Origin of the sequence: Pseudoalteromonas peptidolytica, from assembly GCF_012641745.1 — a bacterium.
Lineage (GTDB): Bacteria > Pseudomonadota > Gammaproteobacteria > Enterobacterales > Alteromonadaceae > Pseudoalteromonas > Pseudoalteromonas peptidolytica.
Genome location: NZ_WEHZ01000031.1, coordinates 35,139 through 57,912 on the forward strand (window position 1 = coordinate 35,139; position 22,774 = coordinate 57,912).

A 22,774-nucleotide genomic window follows, 5' to 3' on the forward strand; every position below is an offset into this window, starting at 1 on the left:
CGATTTGGACAAAACTAAAGCGGCAGATACCACCGAATACCTTTCACAAATAATAGACGCGCGAAATGTATTAGCCCAGTTACGAGCGCTGCGTACTACTGAGACCTATGTATTATCTAATAATATTGAGGGTTTCAATGTGAACTTTGAAAGTCGTCTTATTGATATCATGGATAGTATTCATAAATTAGAGGCGATTGTGAAAGGCAATGAGAGGGCTGTCGAAGTCAGTGTCGAACAAGCCATTATTCACGTAAACGCAGCCCATGCAATGCCACCGTCGGGTCGCCTGAGTCGAAATAAAATTACAGATTTTGATAGTTGGATTTCGACAGGAATGCAAAAGTAACCGGAACTAGAAGTCAAAGCTAATCTCATTTTCAACGCTGGCGCGTAGCAAAGTTAAATTGAAAAAGGCAAAAACGTAGCCCGCTTGGTTAAATCAAGCTAAAGTTTTGATTATTAATGCTTTTATGGGATTTGGTTTTAGCGCTAATTGAATTCACTTCTAATCCCAACTATTGGAAGTGAATTCGGTTTGCCTAAATGATGTATGTACCTTATACCACTGTGTCCTAATACATGCTCAATTTGAGGGAGTCAGTCTGACGCTAACTGCGTTAAAAGTTTCTTATTTAGAACAACTAAATAACAAAACTTTTGCCTTGCCTACAGGACGCAGGTGCCTCCGGCTGAGCAGGACGCGGAAGCGATGTTTTCGCCAAAACTCTCTGGCAAGAACAGTAATAATTCAGTGTGATTTTAAAAACCAGAGTTAGCGCATTTCTTATCTAAACCTCAGGTTAAATCAGTAAAATTAGGTACTTAACATGAAGAAGGTTTTTATTTTTATTGCACTTGGTGCGCTTCAAGGGTGTGCCAATACCCACACAGTGGCAACAGCAGAGCAACAGTCATACTGTATCGGCAGTACTACGGTGCAAAGTGAATTTAGCGATAAATTTTTGCCCATCCAAGACGACGCTTTACTTTCCAAGGCGATAGGAGCGCCATTGCAAGGTAAATTGTGTCAAGGAACCGTTTATCAAAGCACCCACGACATTGTTGTGTACAGAGCATGGAACAGCACCAATCCAAAAAGCCAGTTTGGTCAATGGTGGTCATTTTCACGCCCATCTGGTCTCACAGCTGACTATCGCAAAGATTTTGAGATTTGCTACCAATGGTCACCTCTGGATAAGTTGGTAAAATGCACGTTAAAGGCTGGAACCAAAGTCGTGGTTGGCAATGGCCAAAGTGCAAAATGTTCGGAATATCTCAGTTATCCTGTTTCTGAGTCTCAGCAACTTTTTATTGTAGAAGCGCAAGACGCTATGCAGTATTGTGAAACCTACGATAGTGTGATGCGCTGGGAGTAATGCAGAGCGGTCATAATCCTAGTGCGGCTAATTTACGCACAAAGAGTAAGAGTGCAGGTAAGCCCTCTTACTTTATGTTGCTGCAAAGCGAAAGTACTCGTTACGAGCGAGTCAGCTTCTTGAGTGCGGATTTCGCTTCGCGTTTGAGTTTGTTGCTTGGCGTTTCCCGTATTACCGCTTGTAGCCATTGCCGGGCAATTTCACCATTGTTTTGCTGTATGGCGATGGTTGCTAACTTAAATTTAACCTGACTCTTATCAGGCATATCATGACTAGGGGTCATGTTATTTAGGTATTGCTCTAACGCTTTTTGGCCTTCATCATAGTGCGCTTCAAGTTGCAGACTAACAGTCCCTATCAACACTAACGACAAGGCTTTGTATTTTTGTTGTGTTTTGGTTTGTGCTTTTATCTCGGTGGCTTGACGTAAATATGATAAGGCAAGTTGTGGCTTGTCTAATTCGTAGTACAGTGCACCTAAAGTATGATAAAGCGCAGGCTCTAGAGGGTATTGCTGTACTCCTTGTTCAAGTTCATAAGTAAACTTTGCTTGCTCGTCTAACCTTGCATACAGCCATAGCCGTGTTAATAGAGCAGAGAAAGCGTCTGTTTTTTCTAGTTTTTCAATGTGTCTTTTAGCTTCTTGTTTATCACCGCCAAACATCGACGGGGCATTAATGTAAAACTTGATGAGAGCGCTACGATAATCGGCGTGCTCTGGTGCAAGCTCAACAGCTTTGATAAGAGATTGCTTGAGGGATTTGATATGTCCTGCAACACTAAAAATACTGGCTTGTTCAGCGATTTTTGCCACCACTTGAGAGTGGGCAAAATAAAGTTCTGGCACTGTTGGGTAAAGATTGAGTGCCTCTTCGATTTGCTGTCGCGCCGCTTTATAATCATCGCGCCTCATGGCAATGTGGGCAAGCAGCAATGGTTTTTTATAACTTGAGGCCGGTTGTTCGATTAACAATGACTGAGCAAGGTGCAGGTTTCCTTCATCAAACGCTTGTTGACTGAGTTCAAGGTTAGCATGGGTAAGTGTGCTATGGGCGAATAACAGAAATAGTAATATAGCGTGAATATACATAGTTTTATTCCTTAAATTCGACAATACGTAATGGCTGCGAGTTTATGAAAGTGTTTTGTGCACAGAAAGGGTGAGTGGATTAGGCCACCTAATGGCTGTCCATGCGATGTATAAAAGTAAAGTGAGCTGAATGGTTGCCAAGAAAACATAAAATGGCTCAGTTTCAACGCCTGCGAGTATAAATACAAAGGTTAATGGGGCGGCAATCAGATTACATACTCGGTTCCATGAATAGTTAAGAAACTGAGATAGAAAAATCATGGCGATTGGGATCTCTATTAATATTGCAGAGATCAGTAGTAACGGTTGTGATAGCTTAACATCGCCAGAGTAGCCGGCCATGAGTGAGTCAATCACACCTGGTGTGATAAACGCTGATACAAAAGCAAGAATGTCAGCGTATGCCATATTGAGCATGACTAAAAGCCATAGTGTTGCTAGTTTAATTCGTATTTTTGGGTCTTGTTTGTATTCATCTGCTGGTGTTGAATGTGTCATACCAATTCCTCAAGTCGTATGAAGTACCCATTTAGGTTACTTTTTTTGTTTCGTGGTTGCTTACAGAGCCATTTGAGGATAAGTGTTATGTACGAATGGATCGTCCATGCGTAAAGGCACGGACATAAAAGTGCCAAAATAAAATTTAAAAGTATTAAAAACAAAGGACTATATAAGTCTGTTTATAACATTTCAGGGGGGAAAAGTGACAGATCCGATAGTGATGGTGTTAAGCGCAATGCTTGTTGGTCAAATTGTGTTAAGTGTGCCAGTATTGCTGAGTCATCAACGAGCTCGGACTTTTCGCTTACCTTTAGTACTATTTTTGTCAGCTTGTGGTGTGCTGGCGATGAACACCTTAGTGCAGACGTTTTTACCGACGTGGTATCAAGCCTACACAGTTTTTGGGTTTGTCATGCTATTTGTATTGTGCCCCGCAATGAGGTTATATATTGAAGGGATCACAACGGTAGACAGCTGGACGTTGCATCGCTCACAATTGCGCGCATTTTTGTTGTTATGGCCCGCGATGCTCGTTGCTGCGATGATAGCCGTGCTTCCACCAGAGCAACACCATGCACTTTTCGTTAAAAATGAAGAGCCAAGTGCACGCTTTTCTATTTTATTAGCGGTCTCGATGTTGTTACTTATATGTATGTGGTTAATTGAATGTGCATATACGCTTATTATCATCACAAAGCGGCTGTTTGTATTTAATGCACATATCAAAGGCTACTATTCCAACCTAGACAACCATCACTTTTATGCTGCTAAGCGCTTAGTCTTTGCGTTGATCTGTATTTGGATATTTGTACTATTTACTACGTTTTTATCTAATTTATTGGGTCAGGCCATACTGACACTGAGACTTGAGGTGTTTACAGCATTGGTATTGATCTGGTGTGTGACATTTTTTGCGATGCAACAAAAGCAACGGCTACTTTTGCCTTTGGAGTTTCAAGCTGCGGGCACCTTGCAAGGAACCGATGGAACCATAGTAAACGAATTGGACAATAAAAAATACGCTAAATCTGCACTTGGGGCTGCTCAGTCAAAACGCATTGTGAGCAAAATAAACGAGGCTATGCAAGATCAGGCATTATTTTTAGATCCCAACCTGACATTACAAAAGTTGGCGCAAGCCACGGGGGTGTCTCCAAATTATCTTTCCCAGACACTAAACGAGACCTTAGGAGTTAGCTTTTTTGATTTTGTTAATCAATGGCGCATAGAAGCGTCAAAGTCACATTTGCTATCAAGTAAGTCATCAGTGCTTAATATTGCGCTTGAAGTAGGGTTTAATGCCCGCTCGTCATTTTACAAAGCATTTAAAAAAGAAACGGGTATGACCCCAAAGGCTTTTAGACAAAAAAACACTGAACACAGACGCGTATAATACCGGCGGAGGTGGTATCCAAAGCTCCCGCTAGTAACCAGAAGCTTTGAAACAGAATGAGGTTAAGCTCTGTTCACATTCAAGCTACTTTTTATATGGGTGAATGCTTGCTCGTTTGTCCTTGATATGAGTCAGATGACCCAGCAGGTGCGTGTTTGATGAGAATAACACCAAGTGCAATAAACCATACGATCTGTCCCAAACCAAATATAGCCGTGGTGACTTCAAAAAACGGGTTTGTGATGAGAAAAGACAGACCAGAAAACAAAGTTAAGACCCCAGCTAACCCGACCAATAGCCCCCAATAATGTAATAGAGGGCTAAATACCCGATGTTTTATGCCAACATAACTGATAGCCAGCACCCACAAGGCTCCCACTAATTCAATGCCTCCTCCGAGCGCATTAACAACGATAGAAATGGTTTGCTTTATCGTTAGTGCCAAGGTTGGATCTTGTTCATACAATGCTGCAATTACTTCAATACTGGTCAAGAATACAAAAGTGCTTGCCAGCACGATTGTTGCCCAAATATAACCAATAACACTAGTGAACTTCATCAGTTCGGGCGAAAACCGCTTAAAGCGTTGGTAAATAGTCTGCACTAACACAATTAAGGCTAAACTAAAGATAATGCCGATAACAATATAGCCAAGAAAAAATGTATCTCGGTTTTGTATTAGGAAATCTAAAGAAAGTTCAGGAGTATCATACTTACTGGTATCTAATACACCGAAAAAAAGCACAAAACCAAATAGATAAGTTGCAGCTTTGGTGAGTGCAGCAATACCTCCCCATTGTTGTAGTGACATAGAGGTTCCTTCTAACTGATAAGTGATTGTTGTTAGCAGTTTAGCAACATATAAAGTAGAACACACCAAGGGGCATCGCTTTGTTTGTAACAAGAGGTGTTATATTGGGTTACGCTCTGTAGCGAAAATCAATTGAAAAGATATGCAAAGAAAAATCGATGATGCCCTAAAAAGAAACAGCACAATACGTTATATTGAGCCGTTTCTTTCATCACTTTTAGTTAAGCACGATACTTACGTCTAAACGAGATTAATAAGGCGCTCAATAACGGAATGAAAAAGCCAACACTACCACCAGAGCTACCGGCATCATTTTGTACAGCACCCTCGGTGCCTTGATCCGCCTGATACTTTGCTTTTACCACCATCTCACCGGTTACGCGTTCAAATGTCGTATCCCAGCCAATAAAAGTATAGCCACTGCGTGTTGGTGCACTCGGAGGTGTTGCTGCGGCGCCATGCTCGACTTCAACGGTTGCTATTGACACATCATTCCAATCTACAAATTTGACTTGGTATTTATTAATTTGAAACTTTGCAGTAATAGTGAGATTTTGCGTAATTTTACTAAAGTCAGCGCTCCAGTTTGAAAAGGTGTAGCCCTCTCTAAGTGGTACTTCTGGGGCTGTTGCAGGGGCATTTTCAGCAATGGTTTGAGTTGAGAGTAAGGTGCCATCCCAGTTCTTAAAAATAACTTCAAATAACGTTGGCTCATCAACCAACACAGCTAAAGTGCGTTGATTATCACTATACTTTAACTCATGATTTTGGCTTGCCAGTCTCAAAGATACAGGGAAAGTACCTATTTTATTTGGCGTGATAGTCAGCGCCGCAGAAGTTGATTTAACTCCACTAATACCACTAAACAGACATGATTTAGTTTGGCCTTCATTACTACAGGTCACGGAATAATTTTGATCTTCTGATTTAACATCCACACCCAGTTCAGAAGCGGCGTCTATTTCTATGGTGAAATAGTCAGGCAACAAACTCAGTGTCTGCTCCGATACTTCAAAATTTATTGTCTGTGAAGCACCTAGTTTAATGGAATGCGGATCTGGTAGGTTTAATATTGCAAGGTTACTTACATTATCAACATCAACAAACAGGTATGGTGTTGCCCCTAAAGTAGTTAGTTCGCGAGCCGTCGCACCGAAGCTGTAATTTCCCTTCGAGTCGATTTGGATACTTGACTCGAACGTCCACACCCCTTGAGCGCTCTTTAGCTCTTCACCACTAAACTGGATTGTTGCAGTGCCTATTTGTTCATGCTCCTTGTCGCCTTGTTGCCACTGCTCGATGGTAAATAGTTTATCCTGAGCCGTGCTGCCTTCTGGTGAGCGCAGCACATAGTAGCCTTTTTCCATAGCAGAAGTATCAGACATAGTGACTTGTAAAGTAATACTTTGCTCTCCTACTGCGGATGACAATTCATTTGTAGAAAGCGCAACAAATTCAGTGCGGGGAGGGAAAATGTCTAACTGGTTACTGTTGCTTACTTTGAAAGTAACAGGCACACCAAGTTGGTGTAATTGCCCATGGTTGAAAACGCCAGTATTGCCACTGCTATCTGTTAATGTTGCAGAAGAAATAAGCCACTCACCAGGCAGAGCATCCCCTGAAAATACGAATGAATAAGTCGATTTATAAATCCCTTCTTCTTGCGTTTCTTGCCACTGTGTAGATTCTGCCTGTTTAGTTGCTACTGATTTATACTGAGTTGGTGGCGATAGTTTCACAACCCCTTTGGACATTCCTGATTGATCATAAGCTTCAATGGTTATATCAATGTTTTTGTCGCCAGAATCTACATCAATCTCTGATGCTGAAATGGTGATATTCTTTATTTCTGGTGCAACTGTTTCTGAGACTTTACTATTCACCACGGTGACATACGGGTCGAAGCCTGCAGCTTCCATTTCGCTATCTCGTACCCAAAAGCGTGCTGCGTTGTTGTTATCTATTAGCATCGCTAAGGTCAAAAACCACGTGCCGTTGAGGTCTGTTTCGGTAAAGTTAAAGCTAACGGTACTTTCATAAACGCCTACTTCATCCGTTTGTTGCCAATTTGCTGCAACCGCAGACTTATTGGTTCCCCAATTAAACCCTGTTGGAGGAGATAGATACACACGCGTACTCTTGATACCGCTTTCGTCGTAAAGCCGAATGGTTACATTAATGGTCTTATCGCCTTGTTCAACATTAACAGTTTTGCTACTGAGATAAATGGACTTTAATTCAGGAGGTGTACGGTCGGCAGTTGTAGTAGGTTGCGCTTGCTGACAGTCTGTAGCGATTAGCTCTAGTTGCGCTTTTGCGGGTATAGAATGGTGACCTATGGTTGTTTTAAGGTTGTCGGTGAGCAAGTCTATCTTGCTATTACACTCTACTGCTGAGCCTATAACGTTATCAGTCTGTAACTGCGCTTGAGCATGGGTAGTTATTATAGTCATGCCACATAGTACAGAGAGTAATTTGATTGAGTATAAACGGTTTGAACTCATTGTTATTCCTTTAGAGTTATTATCTAGCTTGCTAGTGAGCATAATCTAAACTGCTGGAGTACTGTCTTTGTTAAGACGTTAATTTATATCAATTAGTCTTAATTCTTGCTCAATTCGAAGGCCTAAATCTGACGCCCATTGCGTTAAAAATTTCTTGTTTAGGACACCTAAACAGAAAAACTCTTGCCTCAAAATCGATCACTTAGTTAAGCATATTTGTATTACAAATCTTGTACTTGCCCGCTGATGCACTTTTGCAGCAATCTGACATTGCGTTACTAGCACTTATATTGGAGTAAACAACCTAATTTATCATGATGTATAGGTTTTACAGAGACACCACTGACTCCAATTTGCGAACAAATGTAAAAAACGATAATCTTTACGATTAACTAATAGTCCTTGTGGTGATGTAAAGCATGTAACGCCGGTGTTTGAGTAGGCCGCAAGGTTGTGTTTTACGTTGGTTAATAAGGAAAGTGAAGATGCAGTTTGAAACAAAACGGTTATCGATAAGGCGAATGACAATGGCAGATTTAGATGCTGTATTCGCACACAGAAAAAGCCCGATCACCTCTAAGTATATTGGTTTGCCAGCTACTCGAGAGTCTGCAAAAGAAAGGCTGAGACAAGCATGTAAACCCTGGAACGCAGAACCAGGTGAGCGCCTTATTCTTGCGATTATACATAAAACGCGAGCACAACTTATCGGTGAGTTGGTGTTCAAATATGTTGATAAAACGCAAAAAATAGGGGAAATTGGACTTCGCTTGGCTGAACGTGAGATTGGTAAAGGATACGGATTAGAGGCAGCAAGCGCTCTCATTGAGCAGGGATTCAACAGCTTTAATGTTAATATTATTCAAGCCATATGTGCTGTCGATAATCTTCAATCTCAGAGACTTATGGTTAAATTAGGCATGAAACGTAAAAGTTGTTTACCGGCATTTTTAGATATAGCGGGTGACAAGCATGATGCTTATATCTATCAGATTTACAATAAAAAAATCTGTTAAGCGCAGCAAACAAAATATGTAAGATTCAACTACACACTCGTTATCGCTTTTATTTAAAGGGAATCATTAAATATGAAAAAAATCTCGCTTGTAGCATTACTACTACTTTGTGGGTGCCAAAGTAACAATGCGGCTACCACAGCAACCGAAAAACAGGCAGAACGTTTCCAATATCTTGATATGAGACATTTACCGATGAAGGTACAAGCTGATGGATATTGGGTGCAAACCCAAAGGAGTGAGCCATTATACCCAATAGATGCAGCTAGAAAGGGTCTCTCTGGATGCGTTACTTTATCAATAGCTATCACTCCTGAGGGAAAAGCTGGGGGCTATAAAGTGATCCAGAGTTACCCAGAAGGGGTTTTTGACGACGCAGCACTTCAAGCGGTAAATAAATGGCGCTGGGAGCCTGAGCCGGGTAATTCTACCCGTCAAGCTATTCTTATTGATACTAAGCTCGAGTTTTGGGTTACCCAAGGGCAAAGCAACGCAGATGAAGCACAGCGAGTATGTCAGTTTGCATCACAACTTAGGCGTTAGTATTTTGCCTCGTTTGTCATATAGCTAGGCATTGCAGCTAGGATGAAAACTCTAAAATAAAACACTTATGTAACAACTTGTTACACCCTCACTTTAGTTGTTAATTAGGTTAATTGTTCTTTGACAGTGAAGTTTAGGAATATTAACGTGTACCCGAAATCTGAAATAGACCAAAGGAGATGTAAAATGATTTCAAAGTCACTTGTGTTTGCAACTGTGCTTACCGCTGGCGTTGTACCAACAGCCGCTTCTGCCGCAATTAATAATAATATTGGCGAATGTAACCTATATAACTTGTTCGAGCAGTATAACCGTGATGATTATGTTACACGTGTTTCGGCTTCAGTTGCGTATGGTAGCTATCAAAGCTGCGCATTGGATCAAAACAATTATGTAAAATCAGTGTTGGCTAAGACTTCGGCACGTAGAAATGCGCTAGAAGCGGACATCAAACAGCAAATGTATCAGATGATGGATGCAAATCTTAATGGCAGCTTTGACCTAGACTATGTCTCAACAAGTATCAATGGGCCTTTGGTATTTGAATTGAAAGAGTCGAATGGTCAAGTAACCGCTAAGATCGGCGGCATTGGTATTAATTCAAAGTCAAAAATTACCCTTAAAAACACACCTTCCATTATATTCAAAGCGTATGGAAGAATAAGTACACCTGAGATTTGGGCAACCGCAACTTACAACCCCTACAGTGGTGAAGTATCCAACTTAAGTGTTAGACCTATCAATTTAGATGTTGATATTGAAACACGCTTTTTGGGGATCAGCATTCCTGGTCTTTCTAACCTCGTTGATTCATTTTTTGAGTCAAAAATGAAAAAAGAAATGGCAGGGTTTGTAAATGACGATAAACTCAGCGGCGCTCGTACCATCTTCTCTTTGGATAAAGCGATCCCCAGTGGTGAGTTTTTCTATGCTGGTGAAGACTTGGGTGTCAAAGCCAAAGATGCTATTCGCAATATGAGTAATGGTCAATCGGTTCGCATCTCTGTGTCTGGTAATTCATTAACATATGGTGATCAGCCTCATACAGCTTCACTAAACGTAAAAATTTCAAATGCGATTGAAGTACAATTAGATAGCGTACGTAGGAAAAATCCACTTGGGCCCGACAAGTGTCCAGTCAGCTGCGTTTAACGGCTAGCGTATTTCAATAAGAAAATTGTTTTAAAGCCTCTGCTTAGTTCAACTTGTTAAGGAAAGCTTTGAAAAGTGATGAATTGGCTTATTTAGAAAATCTAAATAAGCCAATTAGTAAAGGCTGATAAGTGTTATTAACTAGCCAAACCTTAGGTTAATTTGCTTTGGTTGCCTTATATTTAATAGTGACATTGTAATACGGCAACAAACCGCGCACACGTATGTTCCATTTTCCTTCGGCTGGCTGATTAAATGTGCAACTCTCAGTGCTACCCCAAAGGTATGGGCGACAGTCATACTGGAAAAAGCTTGGCACATGCTGGTGGCGCACGTACAGATTAGCTTCACCCTGACCTGTCATTGACACTTCTAATTTATCAAAACCTGCTGGTAGCTCTATTTCGCGATGTTGCCACCAAAACCACCCTGCAAGACCAGAAAATTCACCCTCGATAACAGTAGGCTCTACCGCTAGCTTAAGATCGATAACAACTGGATCATGATCTGACGCGCGATAAGGGTGTGGCGCGTACAAGCTTGCCTTATGGTTATCTGATTTGTATTCAGTATTGTAGTCCAGCGCAACAGGCTCATCTGCATTAATATGCCAATCAGTCACAGACTTTATTTTTGTCATCATGGAAGTTGAAGCAAACGCGTGGTCTAGGCTACCAATACGTCCTTGGTATACGTACGAGTAGTCTAAATTATCACCATGCAAGGCCTGTTTGATATTAGCATAACCATTTGTAATATAAGTGTTAATTGGATCTTCTTTTGCATACGCGTTCATATCACCTAATATAATGACATCGTCTTCTACTACCCCTGTTGGGTTGGTATTTAACCACTGTGACAGCGTATTTACTGCATTGACACGCGTTTGATTCCAACAGCCTTGACCATCGTTCTGATCTTGATCTAAGCCCTCAGCTTTAGAACAACTTCCCTTTGAACGCAAATGAGCCATTACGACAGTGAATGTTTCTTCACTAGTGATGTCTTTAAAAGTTTGTACTACTGGTGGACGGTTACCATAGTCAAAGGGGACAGTTTCCGTATAAGCTGGTGTGCCCACTTCGGATACCTTATTGCTGCGATAGATAATGCCTGAAGTAATAGCATCACCACCAACTCGCTCAGTATTTAGGTTAACAAACGCATAGGTATTAACAGGATCTGACACATTTAGCGCATTAACCAGATCAGCAATCGCACTGCGCTCATCAAAACCGTCGTTTTCAAGTTCGAGCAAGCCAACAATATCAGCATCGAGTGCAGTGATTGCTGCGACTGTTTTTGCTTTTTGTCGTTCGAACTCTTCAGCGTTGTCAGCGCCTCGAGGAGTAGGGAATCCGGCTCCTTGGCCATCTCCATTAAAATAATTTAGGACATTAAAACTGGCAATACGTAGATCGCCACGGGATGCCACTTCAGGGGCTTGTGTACGTAAATTGGTATGAACAAAGTTTGGTGTTGTGGTTGGATGAATACGGTATTGGCTATAGCCATAGCCTATGACCCCTTCGATACTAGTCACCGAATCACCCAAACGTAACGTGTTATAAGCGTCAAGAGTAGGGGAAGGGTATGGGATCACCTCTGGATTTTGTACTGACGAACCATCATCTAACAAAATTTCTTTGCGTTTGTTCTGTGCTTCTAATTGATTTGCTGGCTCACCAGGCGCTGCGATTTGAGTCGCCTGATACAAGCGCTCGGTAGCTAAACGCACTTCGCCGTAACGTGCAAGTCCGTATGTATCGTTGACGACCAACTCGTTAGTAATAGAAACAAGCATGCCCTCGTATGCCTCAAGGCTGCTTTGAACAGGCAATGTTATGGCGGTTGCAAACACGTTTGTTGTACCACAAAGTTCAATTGCATCAACATTTATAAGTTGCGTTTGGCCATATTTTTCTTCAACTTTACCACGCAGCTTCACAACATCTCCGGCGCTAACCGAGGTGTTGTTATATGCGACAAAGATACCCTCTGAAGTATTTTCATCGCTGTCGTAATCAGCGCTTTCTTCTTGAATAAAGAAGCCTTTAAGACCTGTGTCAGACTGCAAGCTTGAGGTGACCACAGCTTGAACCTCAACGACCTCACCCGCAACTGGGCTAGAATCGCCCGCACCTTGAATTGTACTGATTAAGGTATTGTCTTCACCACACTTTACAGGTTCTGGCTCTGGTATATCATTACCGTTTGAGTGTACACCTAGGCTACTAAAGTCATCTTTAGACAGCGCGAGCCATTGCCCTTCACCTATAAATGCTTCACTAGGATCGGTGCGTCCAAGCGTTACCGCCGGATCTCTGACTAGAGTTTTGTCTTTTGTTCTGATTTCGCCATCAATCCATTCACTACCTGGGTCAACACCTAGCTGACCTAAGCTATCAATAGTATTGCCATCAAGTGTCAGTGTGATCGCATCATCACCATTAAACCAGCTGCTAGAGTTAGTTAACTGCGCTTTGGCTAAGATATCTGAAGCTGCATCAGCATGTGCGATAACGTAAGTAGACTTTGGCGCTAGCGCTCCAGATAGTTCGATTTGTGTGCGGGCTTCGGTTGCACCATTAAAGAAGAAGTTTATTGAGTAGCCACTCAAGTCTACCGCAGTATTGCTACCATTATAGAGCTCTACTGCTTTGTTATAGCTACTACCCTCAATATATTCGGAGATAATGACGTCTGCTTGAGCGTTTAGGCAAGCTAATGTAACAGCAGAGGCTAAAATTGATTTTTTAATCATTTTTTATTTTCCCGTGTATTATAATTTTTCGAATATTTATTCGGGTCGATATTCTAATCACTATTGATGACAATTCAATTAAACTTGATGTTTTGTTTACATTGGTTTACTTAATGTTTGTGGTTGTAGGTCAAATGTCATTGAAGTTATGCAAAGTCGTGTTTATGCCTCTTCTCTATGTGCATTGACAAAAAACCACTGCTGCATACGTATTCAATGGATCGATCATTATTGATACCTATATTGTTAAATTTGTGTAACATGAAAAGGTGCAATAATGATGACAACAAAACGAATCCAATCTATGGCTACAGCACTACTTGCGTTAGGCTTAGCTGCCCCTATCAATGCCTCGCAGGGCGATCCAACAACATTTGTTCACTTATTTGAATGGTCTTGGCGTGACGTTGCGACTGAGTGTGAAACATTTTTAGGACCAAACGGTTATGCAGCCGTGCAAGTATCACCACCGAATGAGCATATAACGGGCTCACAATGGTGGACGCGTTATCAACCGGTAAGCTATGAGATTGTGAGTCGCGGTGGCAATCGCGCTGAGTTTGCCGATATGGTCTCACGTTGTAAGTTAGCTGGAGTTGATATATATGTTGATGCTGTGATAAACCACATGGCACACGGGAGCGGTGAAGGCGTTGCTGGAAATGCCTTCGGTAACAAGCAGTACCCAATATATAGCCCTCGGGACTTTCATAACACATGTGCAATCAACTCTGAAGATTACGCAAACAATGCTTGGCGAGTTCAGCATTGTGAACTGGTAGGGCTTCATGATTTAGATACTGACGCAGACTACGTACAAAATACTATTGCAGGCTTTCTAAATGACCTCTTGTCACTGGGAGTTGCAGGCTTTCGTCTTGATGCCAGTAAGCACATGCCGGCAAATGATATTGCCGATGTGCTTGCTAAATTAAATAAGCCAGCGGTGATTTTTCAAGAGGTGATTGATCAAGGCGGTGAAGCCATTACCGCATCTGAATATCATCAAAATGGGTTAGTCACAGAATTTAAATATAGCATAAAGCTCAGTAACGCCTTTAAACAAGGCAAGCTGGCGTGGCTAAAAAGTTTTGGTGAATCATGGGGATTAATGCAGAGTCATAAAGCGGTAGTGTTTACGGATAATCATGACAATCAACGCGGACATGGAGGTGCAGGCTCGATTGTGACCTTTAAAGATGGCAACCTCTATGACTTAGCTAATGTATTTATGTTGGCGTTTCCTTACGGCTATCCAAAAGTCATGTCTAGCTATGAGTTTAACGGTAATACTGATGCTGGCGCGCCTTCATTACCTGTACATCAAAACGGTAATCTAAATTGTAACAGTGCACAGTGGCAATGTGAGCATCGTCGTCCAATGATCTCTGGAGCAATGCAGTTTAGAAACCATACATCGGGAGATTGGAATGTCGACAATTGGTGGGATAACGGCAATAACCAAATCGCTTTTTCTCGAGGTAACTTAGGATTTGTCGCGATAAACAGAGAGCCTTTTGGAATGAACCAACAATTGCAGACAGGCATGGAGCCAGGAACTTATTGTAATGTATTAACAGGTGCAAAGGTTGAAGGACAGTGCTTAGGCCAAAGTATAAAAGTTGACGAGAATGGCTATGCACATGTGTCAATTGAGGCGATGCAGGCACTTGCAATTCATCACCAAAGTAAAATAACAGCGCCACCACCGGATTTAGAGGATTGGCAGCGCACTTTAGTATTTATCAAAGCACAGACACAATCAGGACAAGATATGTTCATTCGTGGTGGCCTTGACCATACCGCGGCATTACAGCGTGGTGTTGATTGTTCTGCTAATCCCATGCGCTGTGCATTACCAATAAAGCATCTAAATATGAGAAATGTAACCACTGCGCCTTGGAAGGTAGGTGACACCATGTTGGACTGGTCTGAAGCTCAAAACGGGCAAGCAAATGGTGCAAAGGGGAGCCCACTCGATTGGACCTCAGATGTATGGCCTGCTCAGTGGGGAGCTGAAAAACGTTATGATAGAGATGGTTTTGGTGTGATGCCGCTTAATCAGTGGGGCGCTCACTACTGGCTTTTGGAAGTCGAGATGAATTGCAATCATACCTTTAACGGTTGGTTTGAAGTTAAAGCTTTTGTGAACAATGGACAAGGTTGGGAAGCTGATATTAATCAGCAGGGTACACCTTATATGAGTAACAACCACTTTGCACAATGTGGAAAAATGAATGTATTTGAGTTTGGTAAAGACTCAGCGATGATTTTACCCTTATAAACTCTATTCTTTATAATAAGGTGAGCTGAGTGTCGAGATAAAAGCACTTAGCTCACTTTTTATTTTAAATGGCCTTTCCTCTGTTATTTACTATCTTCTACTTTCTTACTTGCAATAATGATAAGTTTAAAATTAACCTAGATTAAAATGTAGTCATATAAACTCAATAAATTAACATTTTAAAAATAAAATTAGATAAATTGATTTAAATCATTAAAATGTGTTCACAAGCTATTGTCAGCGCTGTCATTGGGAATTATTATCAACTCGTTGTTTACGAACGGGCCCTTTCAAATAGACAACAATGCCCTCTATGAGATTAAAAAAGGAAAATTTAAAATGAAGAAGTTTTGTTTCGCACTATCCTTAGCAGCTGTATTTGTCTCAGCAAATAGTATGGCTTTACCAAGTCTGGCACATGATACAGATGGATTCGAACGCGTAACTGAATACACCAACGGTCCTGTAGCAACAGCGATCCTTGCAAGTGAGTTTGCACATAACCTAAAGGTTGATTTACACCCACGAGGAGAGGGCGATTTTTGTAGTTACGCGAACGTATATCACCATACAACTGGTGAGCAAATCGCGCATGCTAACGTACAAGGGCTATCAGGAAGTAATTATGTTCAGCAGGCAACAGCTACCATTCCTGAGCAGTACTTAACAGCGAATAAACGCGTTGAAGTCTCTTGCACCAGCGCATCAGGGGAACAATACGATGTATATGTTAATGTGCCTGGTGCACCACTTGTAGAATGGGAGATAAACGCGCAACCTGCAGGTGAATTTGTACACCGTCCGAATACCTACGGCTACCATAGTGCGTATCATGTTGAGAGTCGCCTAAGTGTGGATAGTCAAAGTAATAGTGGACGCTGCACAACACTGTCTAACCGCGGAGTTGAACTTGGACTCTTCCACGGTGAAAGTGGCAAAGGTCCATTCCATTCAGATGTATTTATGACTGACATCACAGTTGATAATTCTCAGGCTGGACAGCCTGTTTTGTATCAGATCATTGAATGTGAAAATGCGGCAGGAAAAACACTAGCAGTTAAGGTTTTGTCATTAACAAATCCAAATAGCATTAATGTTATCCATGAAGAACATGTGATTAAGTAACAAAAAATAAAAAGAGCGTGGCTAAAGCTACGCTCATATTTCTCAATTTATTTAAATTTATTTTTATATTTTAATTTAAATTTTTATTGAATTTAGTGTTTTTAATATATTGTGCTTTTTAATCGGGTAAGGTGAAGCTAAACCAAAAATATTACAACAAAAACCACTAAATATTAATTATGGGTTATGAAAATACTCGTTAACAAGATCCTAGCAGCTATTCTCTCTTAAATGATGGCATTCATTAGTGTGAGAAACACTGCCTTGTTACGGTACCCCACTTATGGTCTTCATAAATGTCTTCAATGTAGTTACCTGAGGTATAATCCCCGACCACATCTCTCCAAAAACGAGTTGCATGTTCCGCTCCTGCAACTTGCTTGATTTCCCAAGAACCACCAAGCTGCTCAAACAAACTGGAGATAAAACGTTTTCCTACTTTGTTTTTACGAAAACAAGGTAATACATAAAAATCACAGATTTCATATGCTTTTGGAGATTTCTCGTCTATTGCCGTGAGAGCTGCAGGGATACCGTCCAAATATAATAAGTAACCTGTAACAGAGCCTGTAAGCTGAGGGTAAATCTCAAACAAACCATTTTCGTTTGGTTTATCGTCTATAATTGGAGAAAATTCTGCGCCATAACCTTGGTAAAGGTTGGCATAAACCTGAGCATTATTAGTGTCTACTTTGACAATGTTCATGATGAACTCTTTGTGATAATTGAACTTTACATGTCATACTATCGCTTTTTTGACTTCTATAAAATGACCTTGTGCTAAAGCAATATTTGTCTTCATGTCTTCATCGGTTTCTCCTATTTGTGATCTTGTAGAGAGTTCTAATTAAACATGCCTTATCTAAAAGGAAGTGGAGAGTAGCGAATTTCAGAAGGTGAGTTTGAGATTAAATTAGATCTAATATGGGAAGCGCCAAAGGCGTAAAATTAGCTATTGACGCTATAATCTTTTGTTATTGGCTCGAAGCAGATTAATTCTTCGGAGTAAACTCCATTAACCAATTTGTCTCCCAAGTTTTTCCGTTATCCTTTGAAAATGCTTGCTCCCATGTAGGTTTTATGGGGTTAGTTGAATTCCAAAGAAATCTCACTTTAATTGGAGTATCATTGTAGCGCTCATCTGCATAGAAGCATCCAATCCCATCAGAGAATTTACCAACAACAGGTGTATCTAGTGCACTTGGGTTTCGACCATCTAGCCACCAAATAGACCACTCTCTTGTTGCAGAATTATATGAACGAATAGCTTTTGCTCTTACTGAAGCATTTGGAAAATTCAGTTGGACATCTTCGATGTTTCCATAACCACCGAGAGTATGAACGGTTGAAGAGAGCCCATCAAATTCAATCCACTCTTCACCTCCGTTGAGTATATCTTTCAATCGGCGGTGTCTTACATTCCAATCGCCAATGATGAAGTCAAAATCTTGCGGCGCATTAGGTTCTGAATCCAGTAACATCTTACTACCCTGTTTGTTGTTGTAATTTTAAAGCACAATAACATGAATACTGATTATTTATACAGTTTTATTTTAATGTTTGTGTATTTTTGGATGGGTAACCTCACAAAATGGATGGCAAAAGGGTTGAGGCTGAGATCCGCAAAGTTAACACTGGCACCCACAATATCTTGTTTACTCTATTTTTTAGTTATGCTGGGAAAAGTTGCTTAAAGGGTTGCAAGCGTGAGTGTATTGCGTCATTTCAGAGGAAGTGATTGCCTGTTATCCATGTTTTGACATTAAATCTAGAGAGTCTCGCACAACAAAGGTACCGCGATTCAACCAGCTTTAAAGCTTTTTTTGGCTAAACCTACAAACGTTCACAATTTGCTAGATTTGTGCGCCGTTGTTTGAGTGTTCAACAATAAGCGGTGAGCACTTGCTCTCGACCAACTGCGCAGTGGAAGAGCCGAGAAAGTTGTGTTGTAAGTCTCACGCAATTATCAGGTTCGATGTTTCGTTGAGACAAAATAGATTGATAATCAAAGATATTTGCTTTTTATCGGTGTAAATATACTTCCCAGTAAGCTCGGCTAATTCCAAATAAGACTCGAGTTCAGAAAACTGTCTGCAAAAGCTGTGGTAGGCTGTTTGGTTGTTTTACTTGACCTTCATGGTCGATGCGCTTTTTGATACTGGTGAGGTCAGAAGTTTCAGGTTCTGGAGTTTGTATCAGTGAAGCTCTCTTCGCTTGTGATTGCGGGAAGTCATGGGGGCTCGTACCAATTGCACTGAAAATGTTTGGATTAGATTCTGCAAAATTTTCGCCAAAAGTACTGACGACTATCACAGATATTACGGGTGTTATTTCATTGTTAATGAATTGTGCTGTTGTTGCCTGATGTGCTGCTCAAGGACTACAAGGGGTTGGGGCTTTAAAGAGCTAGTGGTTTACACCAGCTCTTTTGCAAAACGTATTAGTTAACTACTACGTTGCTTGCTTGAGGACCTTTCTGGCCTTCTTCAACTGTGAAAGACACTGATTGGCCTTCAGTTAAAGTTTTGAAACCGTCAGAAACGATAGCACGGAAGTGTACGAATACATCTTTACCGCCGTTTTCCTGAGTGATAAAACCAAAACCTTTCTCTTCGTTGAACCACTTAACTGTGCCGTTTACTGTGTTAGACATAATTGAAACCTTTTTCAAAAAATTAATTGTGTGGTGAAAATCACCGTTAAAGCGATAGATAAAACTTAGCTAGTAACGCATTGGTATATCTATAAACGACTTTTTAAAAAAAAGAGTATCAAGAAAAAACAGTGCAGCAGTAGTAAGTGCTCTAAGTATCTAAAGCGCTATTATAATATAGCGTTCTTACATGGCTGTCCAATGAAGTTTATAAAATAGTTCAAAAAGCAATCGCTTATAGGTTGCAAAGTGTTATTTGGATGGACTCTGTGGCCTGAGTTACTCAGTCGTATCGCTTTGGAGTACCTGCCTAAGTGCATTGTCCATTTGTAAAATAAAGTGTTGCTTATGTGGATACTTTTCTTCAAAGCCTTTTAAGTAACCAATATGTGCAGTACGCCTCATGATCACTTTATCTTCAATAATGTTTCCATTGCTAAGCTGAGAAGAAGCGAGAGATGTTTTATTGATTCCGAGTAAGGTGGAAAGCCTGTCATTCACATAGCAATCAATGCGGCCGCGAGAAAGCTTTTCGATATTTGAATTTGTGCTTTTATTCTCCCACAGCTTAATCAAGCCTAACTTTTGAGCTTCCATTAAGTCTTCATCCAAGATCATATATCCTGCGTTTATGCCGACATTGATGGCTTGTTCCGGTTTTATATGTGGGAGCTTTTTTAGCGTGACCCCTTTATTGCAAAAAGCGACCACCACTTCTTCTTGCAGTGGTACAGAGTATGGCCAGATGTAGGGTCTTTTTTTTATATGAATATAGGGAGGCATGAGTGCCATTGCCTCTGCTGATGCCATCGAAGAAAGTCCTCGTTTCCAAGGTATGGCCCGCAAAGTAATTGAATACTCTTTGCTTAGTATTCGAGCGGCTTGTTTGACAATATCAACATAAATGCCATACAGCTCGCCATTTATCTGATAGCTATAAGGCGGATAAGCATCATCCACTAAAATGGTAACAGCGATCGGTGCAGCTAGCTCCGGCTTATGAGGGGTCGCACAGTTATCGAAGGGCAGGGTTAAACAATACCAGATAAAAACATAGCGAAATACGTTCATTTTTCACTGATATAAAAATGTGTCGTCTTTTTAATATAGTCAACAATGGTGCAATTTGTTAGTAATCTCCATTGTGCTTATTGAGTCGGGTGCTTGGTGTCATTTCCCCACAAATAGATCACGTAATTTGATGAATTGATATAACTGGCAGGAATATCATGAGCGTTTATGCTTTAGAAACGAAGGCCAACATAACTGGTTGAGCGAGTGGGCAACACCAAAAGAAGCATTGCCTCTTTTGGTGTCTAGAAAAGCTAAAAGCTAGATTTTATTCTCAGCAAGTGCGATAAAGTAGCTATAGCTTAGTGCTATATCATGGATCCCTTTAAATCGACCCGATGCACCACTGTGACCTGCTTCCATATCGGTTTTAAATAGTAGCAAGTTATCATCAGTTTTAAGATCTCGTAGCTTTGCAACCCACTTGGCAGGTTCAAAGTATTGTACCTGCGAATCATGTAAGCCAGTTGTAACTAGCAAGTTCGGATATGCTTGTGCTTTCACTTGGTCATAAGGTGAATAAGATAGCATGTAGTCAAAGTAGGTTTTATCATTTGGATTACCCCACTCATCGTACTCATTAGTGGTAAGTGGCAAGCTTTCATCCAGCATAGTATTAATGACATCAACAAACGGCACCGCTGCATGAACACCGTCATAAAGCGTTGGAGCTTGGTTAATCACCGCCCCCATCAACAGACCTCCGGCGCTACCACCTCTGGCATATATTCTAGAGGCATCACCGTACTTTTGCTCTACTAATGCTTTGGTCACGTCAATAAAATCATTAAAGGTGTTCTTCTTATTTAACTTTTTACCATCTTCGTACCAAGGGCGGCCAAGTGTTTCTGACCCTCGAATATGAGCGATGGCGTACACAAAACCTCTGTCTAACAAACTTAAGCGACTTATAGAAAAGGTTGGTTCGACATTCAACCCATAAGACCCATAGCCATATTGCAGCAGTGGATTAGACCCATCTTGCTTGAATTTATCTTTGCGATACACAATTGAAACGGGTACTTTAATCCCATCACGTGCAGTGATAAATATACGCTCTGATTTGTAATTTTCAGGATTAAAGTCGCCCAGCACTTTATTTTGTTTTAATAACGTTTTATCAAGAGTTTCCAAATTAACATCAAACACAGAAGCTGGTGTGGTCATGCTTTGATAGCCGATTCTCACCGAGTCAGTGTCTATGTTTTTGTTGCCTGTCAGGTATGCCGTATACGCTGGGTCATTAAACGTTAAGCGCTTGCTTTTACTGTTATCTAAATTACTAACCGTGATTTGAGTTAGACCGTTTTCGCGTGTTTCGTAAACCAAGTGCTGGTTGAACAAGGCAATACTTTCTAATTTTGCATCAGGGTTATGCTCAACCACCGTCTGCCATTTTGACCGGTCTTTTACATCAGTTGCCTTAACACGCATTAGTTTAAAGTTAATAGCATCTTTGTTTGTATGAACGTAAAACCAATCACCTAGTTTGTTAATGCTGTATTCGTGACCTGCTTCTCTTGGAATGAAACGCTCTGGTTTGGCTTTTGCATCGTCAGCACTGATAAGAGACACACCAGACGATTCGGTACTGCCGTGGTGAATGTATATAGTGCTTTTATCTTTGCTCTTAGAAATATTGGTGAAGTAACTGTTGTCCGTTTCTTCATAGACTAATTCATCATCGCTTTGTGGTGTACCTAAAGTGTGACGAAAAACTTGGAAGCCAAGCAAAGTAACGGGATCTTTTTTGATGTAGTAAAGTGTTTTGTTGTCATTAGCCCACACAACTGAACCAGACGTACCCTCGATTTTGTCTTCTAACAATTTACCTGTTGTTAAATCTTTAACTTGAATAGTATAAATTCTGCGACTGAGGGTATCTTCAGCAAATGCTAACAGGTTTTCGTTAGATGAAATTTGTAGTGCGCCTACACCATAATAATTCTGACCTTCAGCACGAGTATTCGCGTCAAAAATTGCTTCAGCATTTTTACCGTCTTTATGCTCGCTACGGAAATAGGTAAAGTACTCTTTGTCGCCTTCCGTTGCTGTGAAGTAGTAATAGCTACCGTTTAATGTCGGTACGCTACGGTCATCTTTAACAACTTTGTTTTTAATTTCTTCAAAAAGTGTTTGTTGGAGTTGCTTGGTCGCATCAAGTTTACTGTCTGCGTAGGCATTTTCTTGATTGAGATGACCTAGTACTTTTTCATTGCTTCTAGTGTCGTCGCGTAACCAATGGTAGTTATCAGTAAACTCTTGCCCATGAATCATCACTTTATGTGGAACTTTTTCAGCGATAGGTGCTGCCACCGCCACCTGTTGTTGTGCTTGAGTTTGCGCTTCAACTTGGTTTTGTTGCGGAGCTTCTTGGCAACCAAGAACTGCAAATAGAGCAGTAGAGATCAATGTGAATTTAAATTTCTTCATTGTTATTTTTCTATAGATAAATAAGTTTGCCCAGTCTAAACCAGTTGTCAATATG

General features: G+C 40.8%; 18 protein-coding genes. 8 read left to right on the forward strand and 10 right to left on the reverse strand.

All coding sequences use genetic code 11. The features are described 5' to 3' along the window. Positions 1 to 4: 4 nt before the first annotated feature. Together F9Y84_RS17480 and F9Y84_RS17485 are read left to right on the forward strand one after the other, a co-directional pair. The gene (locus tag F9Y84_RS17480) at positions 5 to 349 is read left to right on the forward strand and encodes a hypothetical protein (protein WP_147391128.1); all 345 of its coding nucleotides are present in this window, start codon (positions 5 to 7) and stop codon (positions 347 to 349) included. A gap of 481 nt (positions 350 to 830) precedes the next feature. Further along, complete coding sequence (locus tag F9Y84_RS17485; protein WP_167508270.1) at positions 831 to 1,379, forward strand: hypothetical protein; 549 nt, start codon at positions 831 to 833, stop codon at positions 1,377 to 1,379. Positions 1,380 to 1,479: 100 nt separating this feature from the next. Here F9Y84_RS17485 and F9Y84_RS17490 read toward each other — a convergent pair whose 3' ends face one another. Both F9Y84_RS17490 and F9Y84_RS17495 read right to left on the reverse strand, forming a co-directional pair. Then, complete coding sequence (locus F9Y84_RS17490) at positions 1,480 to 2,493, reverse strand: tetratricopeptide repeat protein (protein WP_225740840.1); 1,014 nt, start codon at positions 2,491 to 2,493, stop codon at positions 1,480 to 1,482. An 18-nt stretch (positions 2,494 to 2,511) separates the two neighbouring features. Then, on the reverse strand, positions 2,512 to 2,967 hold the full coding sequence (locus F9Y84_RS17495) for a DUF6326 family protein (RefSeq protein ID WP_147390135.1): 456 nt from the start codon (positions 2,965 to 2,967) through the stop codon (positions 2,512 to 2,514). A gap of 205 nt (positions 2,968 to 3,172) precedes the next feature. Between F9Y84_RS17495 and F9Y84_RS22575 the strand changes: the two genes are divergently transcribed. Next, entirely contained in the window at positions 3,173 to 4,363 is a 1,191-nt protein-coding gene (locus F9Y84_RS22575; protein WP_147390136.1) for a helix-turn-helix domain-containing protein, read from the forward strand. Between the two features lie 91 nt (positions 4,364 to 4,454). Here the strand turns inward: F9Y84_RS22575 and F9Y84_RS17505 are convergent, their stop codons facing one another. Together F9Y84_RS17505 and F9Y84_RS17510 are read right to left on the reverse strand one after the other, a co-directional pair. Then, a complete protein-coding gene (locus F9Y84_RS17505) occupies positions 4,455 to 5,174 on the reverse strand; it encodes a DUF4386 family protein (protein ID WP_147390137.1) in 720 nt (239 codons plus the stop codon). A gap of 221 nt (positions 5,175 to 5,395) precedes the next feature. Continuing rightward, positions 5,396 to 7,678: an InlB B-repeat-containing protein gene (locus F9Y84_RS17510; RefSeq protein WP_167508271.1), complete on the reverse strand. Its 2,283-nt coding sequence runs from the start codon at positions 7,676 to 7,678 to the stop codon at positions 5,396 to 5,398. Between the two features lie 485 nt (positions 7,679 to 8,163). On the opposite strand from F9Y84_RS17510, the gene F9Y84_RS17515 reads away from it, so the two are divergent. The 3 genes from F9Y84_RS17515 (at position 8,164) to F9Y84_RS17525 (ending at position 10,389) form a co-directional block, all read left to right on the forward strand. Further along, entirely contained in the window at positions 8,164 to 8,694 is a 531-nt protein-coding gene (locus F9Y84_RS17515; RefSeq protein WP_147390139.1) for a GNAT family N-acetyltransferase, read from the forward strand. A gap of 72 nt (positions 8,695 to 8,766) precedes the next feature. Continuing rightward, complete coding sequence (locus F9Y84_RS17520; RefSeq protein WP_147390140.1) at positions 8,767 to 9,237, forward strand: energy transducer TonB; 471 nt, start codon at positions 8,767 to 8,769, stop codon at positions 9,235 to 9,237. A 186-nt stretch (positions 9,238 to 9,423) separates the two neighbouring features. Next, complete coding sequence (locus tag F9Y84_RS17525) at positions 9,424 to 10,389, forward strand: hypothetical protein (protein WP_147390141.1); 966 nt, start codon at positions 9,424 to 9,426, stop codon at positions 10,387 to 10,389. 157 nt (positions 10,390 to 10,546) lie between these two features. On the opposite strand, the gene F9Y84_RS17530 is transcribed toward F9Y84_RS17525, so the two are convergent. Then, the gene (locus F9Y84_RS17530; RefSeq protein ID WP_147390142.1) at positions 10,547 to 13,153 is read right to left on the reverse strand and encodes an ExeM/NucH family extracellular endonuclease; all 2,607 of its coding nucleotides are present in this window, start codon (positions 13,151 to 13,153) and stop codon (positions 10,547 to 10,549) included. A gap of 304 nt (positions 13,154 to 13,457) precedes the next feature. On the opposite strand from F9Y84_RS17530, the gene F9Y84_RS17535 reads away from it, so the two are divergent. Continuing rightward, entirely contained in the window at positions 13,458 to 15,437 is a 1,980-nt protein-coding gene (locus F9Y84_RS17535) for an alpha-amylase (RefSeq protein ID WP_225740862.1), read from the forward strand. A gap of 339 nt (positions 15,438 to 15,776) precedes the next feature. Then, positions 15,777 to 16,562: a hypothetical protein gene (locus tag F9Y84_RS17540; RefSeq protein WP_128732138.1), complete on the forward strand. Its 786-nt coding sequence runs from the start codon at positions 15,777 to 15,779 to the stop codon at positions 16,560 to 16,562. Between the two features lie 244 nt (positions 16,563 to 16,806). On the opposite strand, the gene F9Y84_RS17545 is transcribed toward F9Y84_RS17540, so the two are convergent. From F9Y84_RS17545 to F9Y84_RS17565, 5 genes are all read right to left on the reverse strand, one after another. Continuing rightward, complete coding sequence (locus tag F9Y84_RS17545; RefSeq protein WP_147390143.1) at positions 16,807 to 17,268, reverse strand: GNAT family N-acetyltransferase; 462 nt, start codon at positions 17,266 to 17,268, stop codon at positions 16,807 to 16,809. Positions 17,269 to 17,554: 286 nt separating this feature from the next. Further along, a complete protein-coding gene (locus tag F9Y84_RS17550) occupies positions 17,555 to 18,043 on the reverse strand; it encodes a DUF1579 domain-containing protein (RefSeq protein ID WP_128732140.1) in 489 nt (162 codons plus the stop codon). 959 nt (positions 18,044 to 19,002) lie between these two features. Further along, entirely contained in the window at positions 19,003 to 19,215 is a 213-nt protein-coding gene (gene cspE, locus F9Y84_RS17555) for a transcription antiterminator/RNA stability regulator CspE (RefSeq protein ID WP_010369631.1), read from the reverse strand. Between the two features lie 279 nt (positions 19,216 to 19,494). Next, positions 19,495 to 20,286, reverse strand: a complete 792-nt coding sequence (locus tag F9Y84_RS17560) for a substrate-binding periplasmic protein (protein ID WP_147390144.1) — start codon at positions 20,284 to 20,286, stop codon at positions 19,495 to 19,497. A gap of 261 nt (positions 20,287 to 20,547) precedes the next feature. After that, positions 20,548 to 22,719, reverse strand: a complete 2,172-nt coding sequence (locus tag F9Y84_RS17565) for a S9 family peptidase (protein ID WP_147390145.1) — start codon at positions 22,717 to 22,719, stop codon at positions 20,548 to 20,550. Positions 22,720 to 22,774 lie beyond the last annotated feature (55 nt).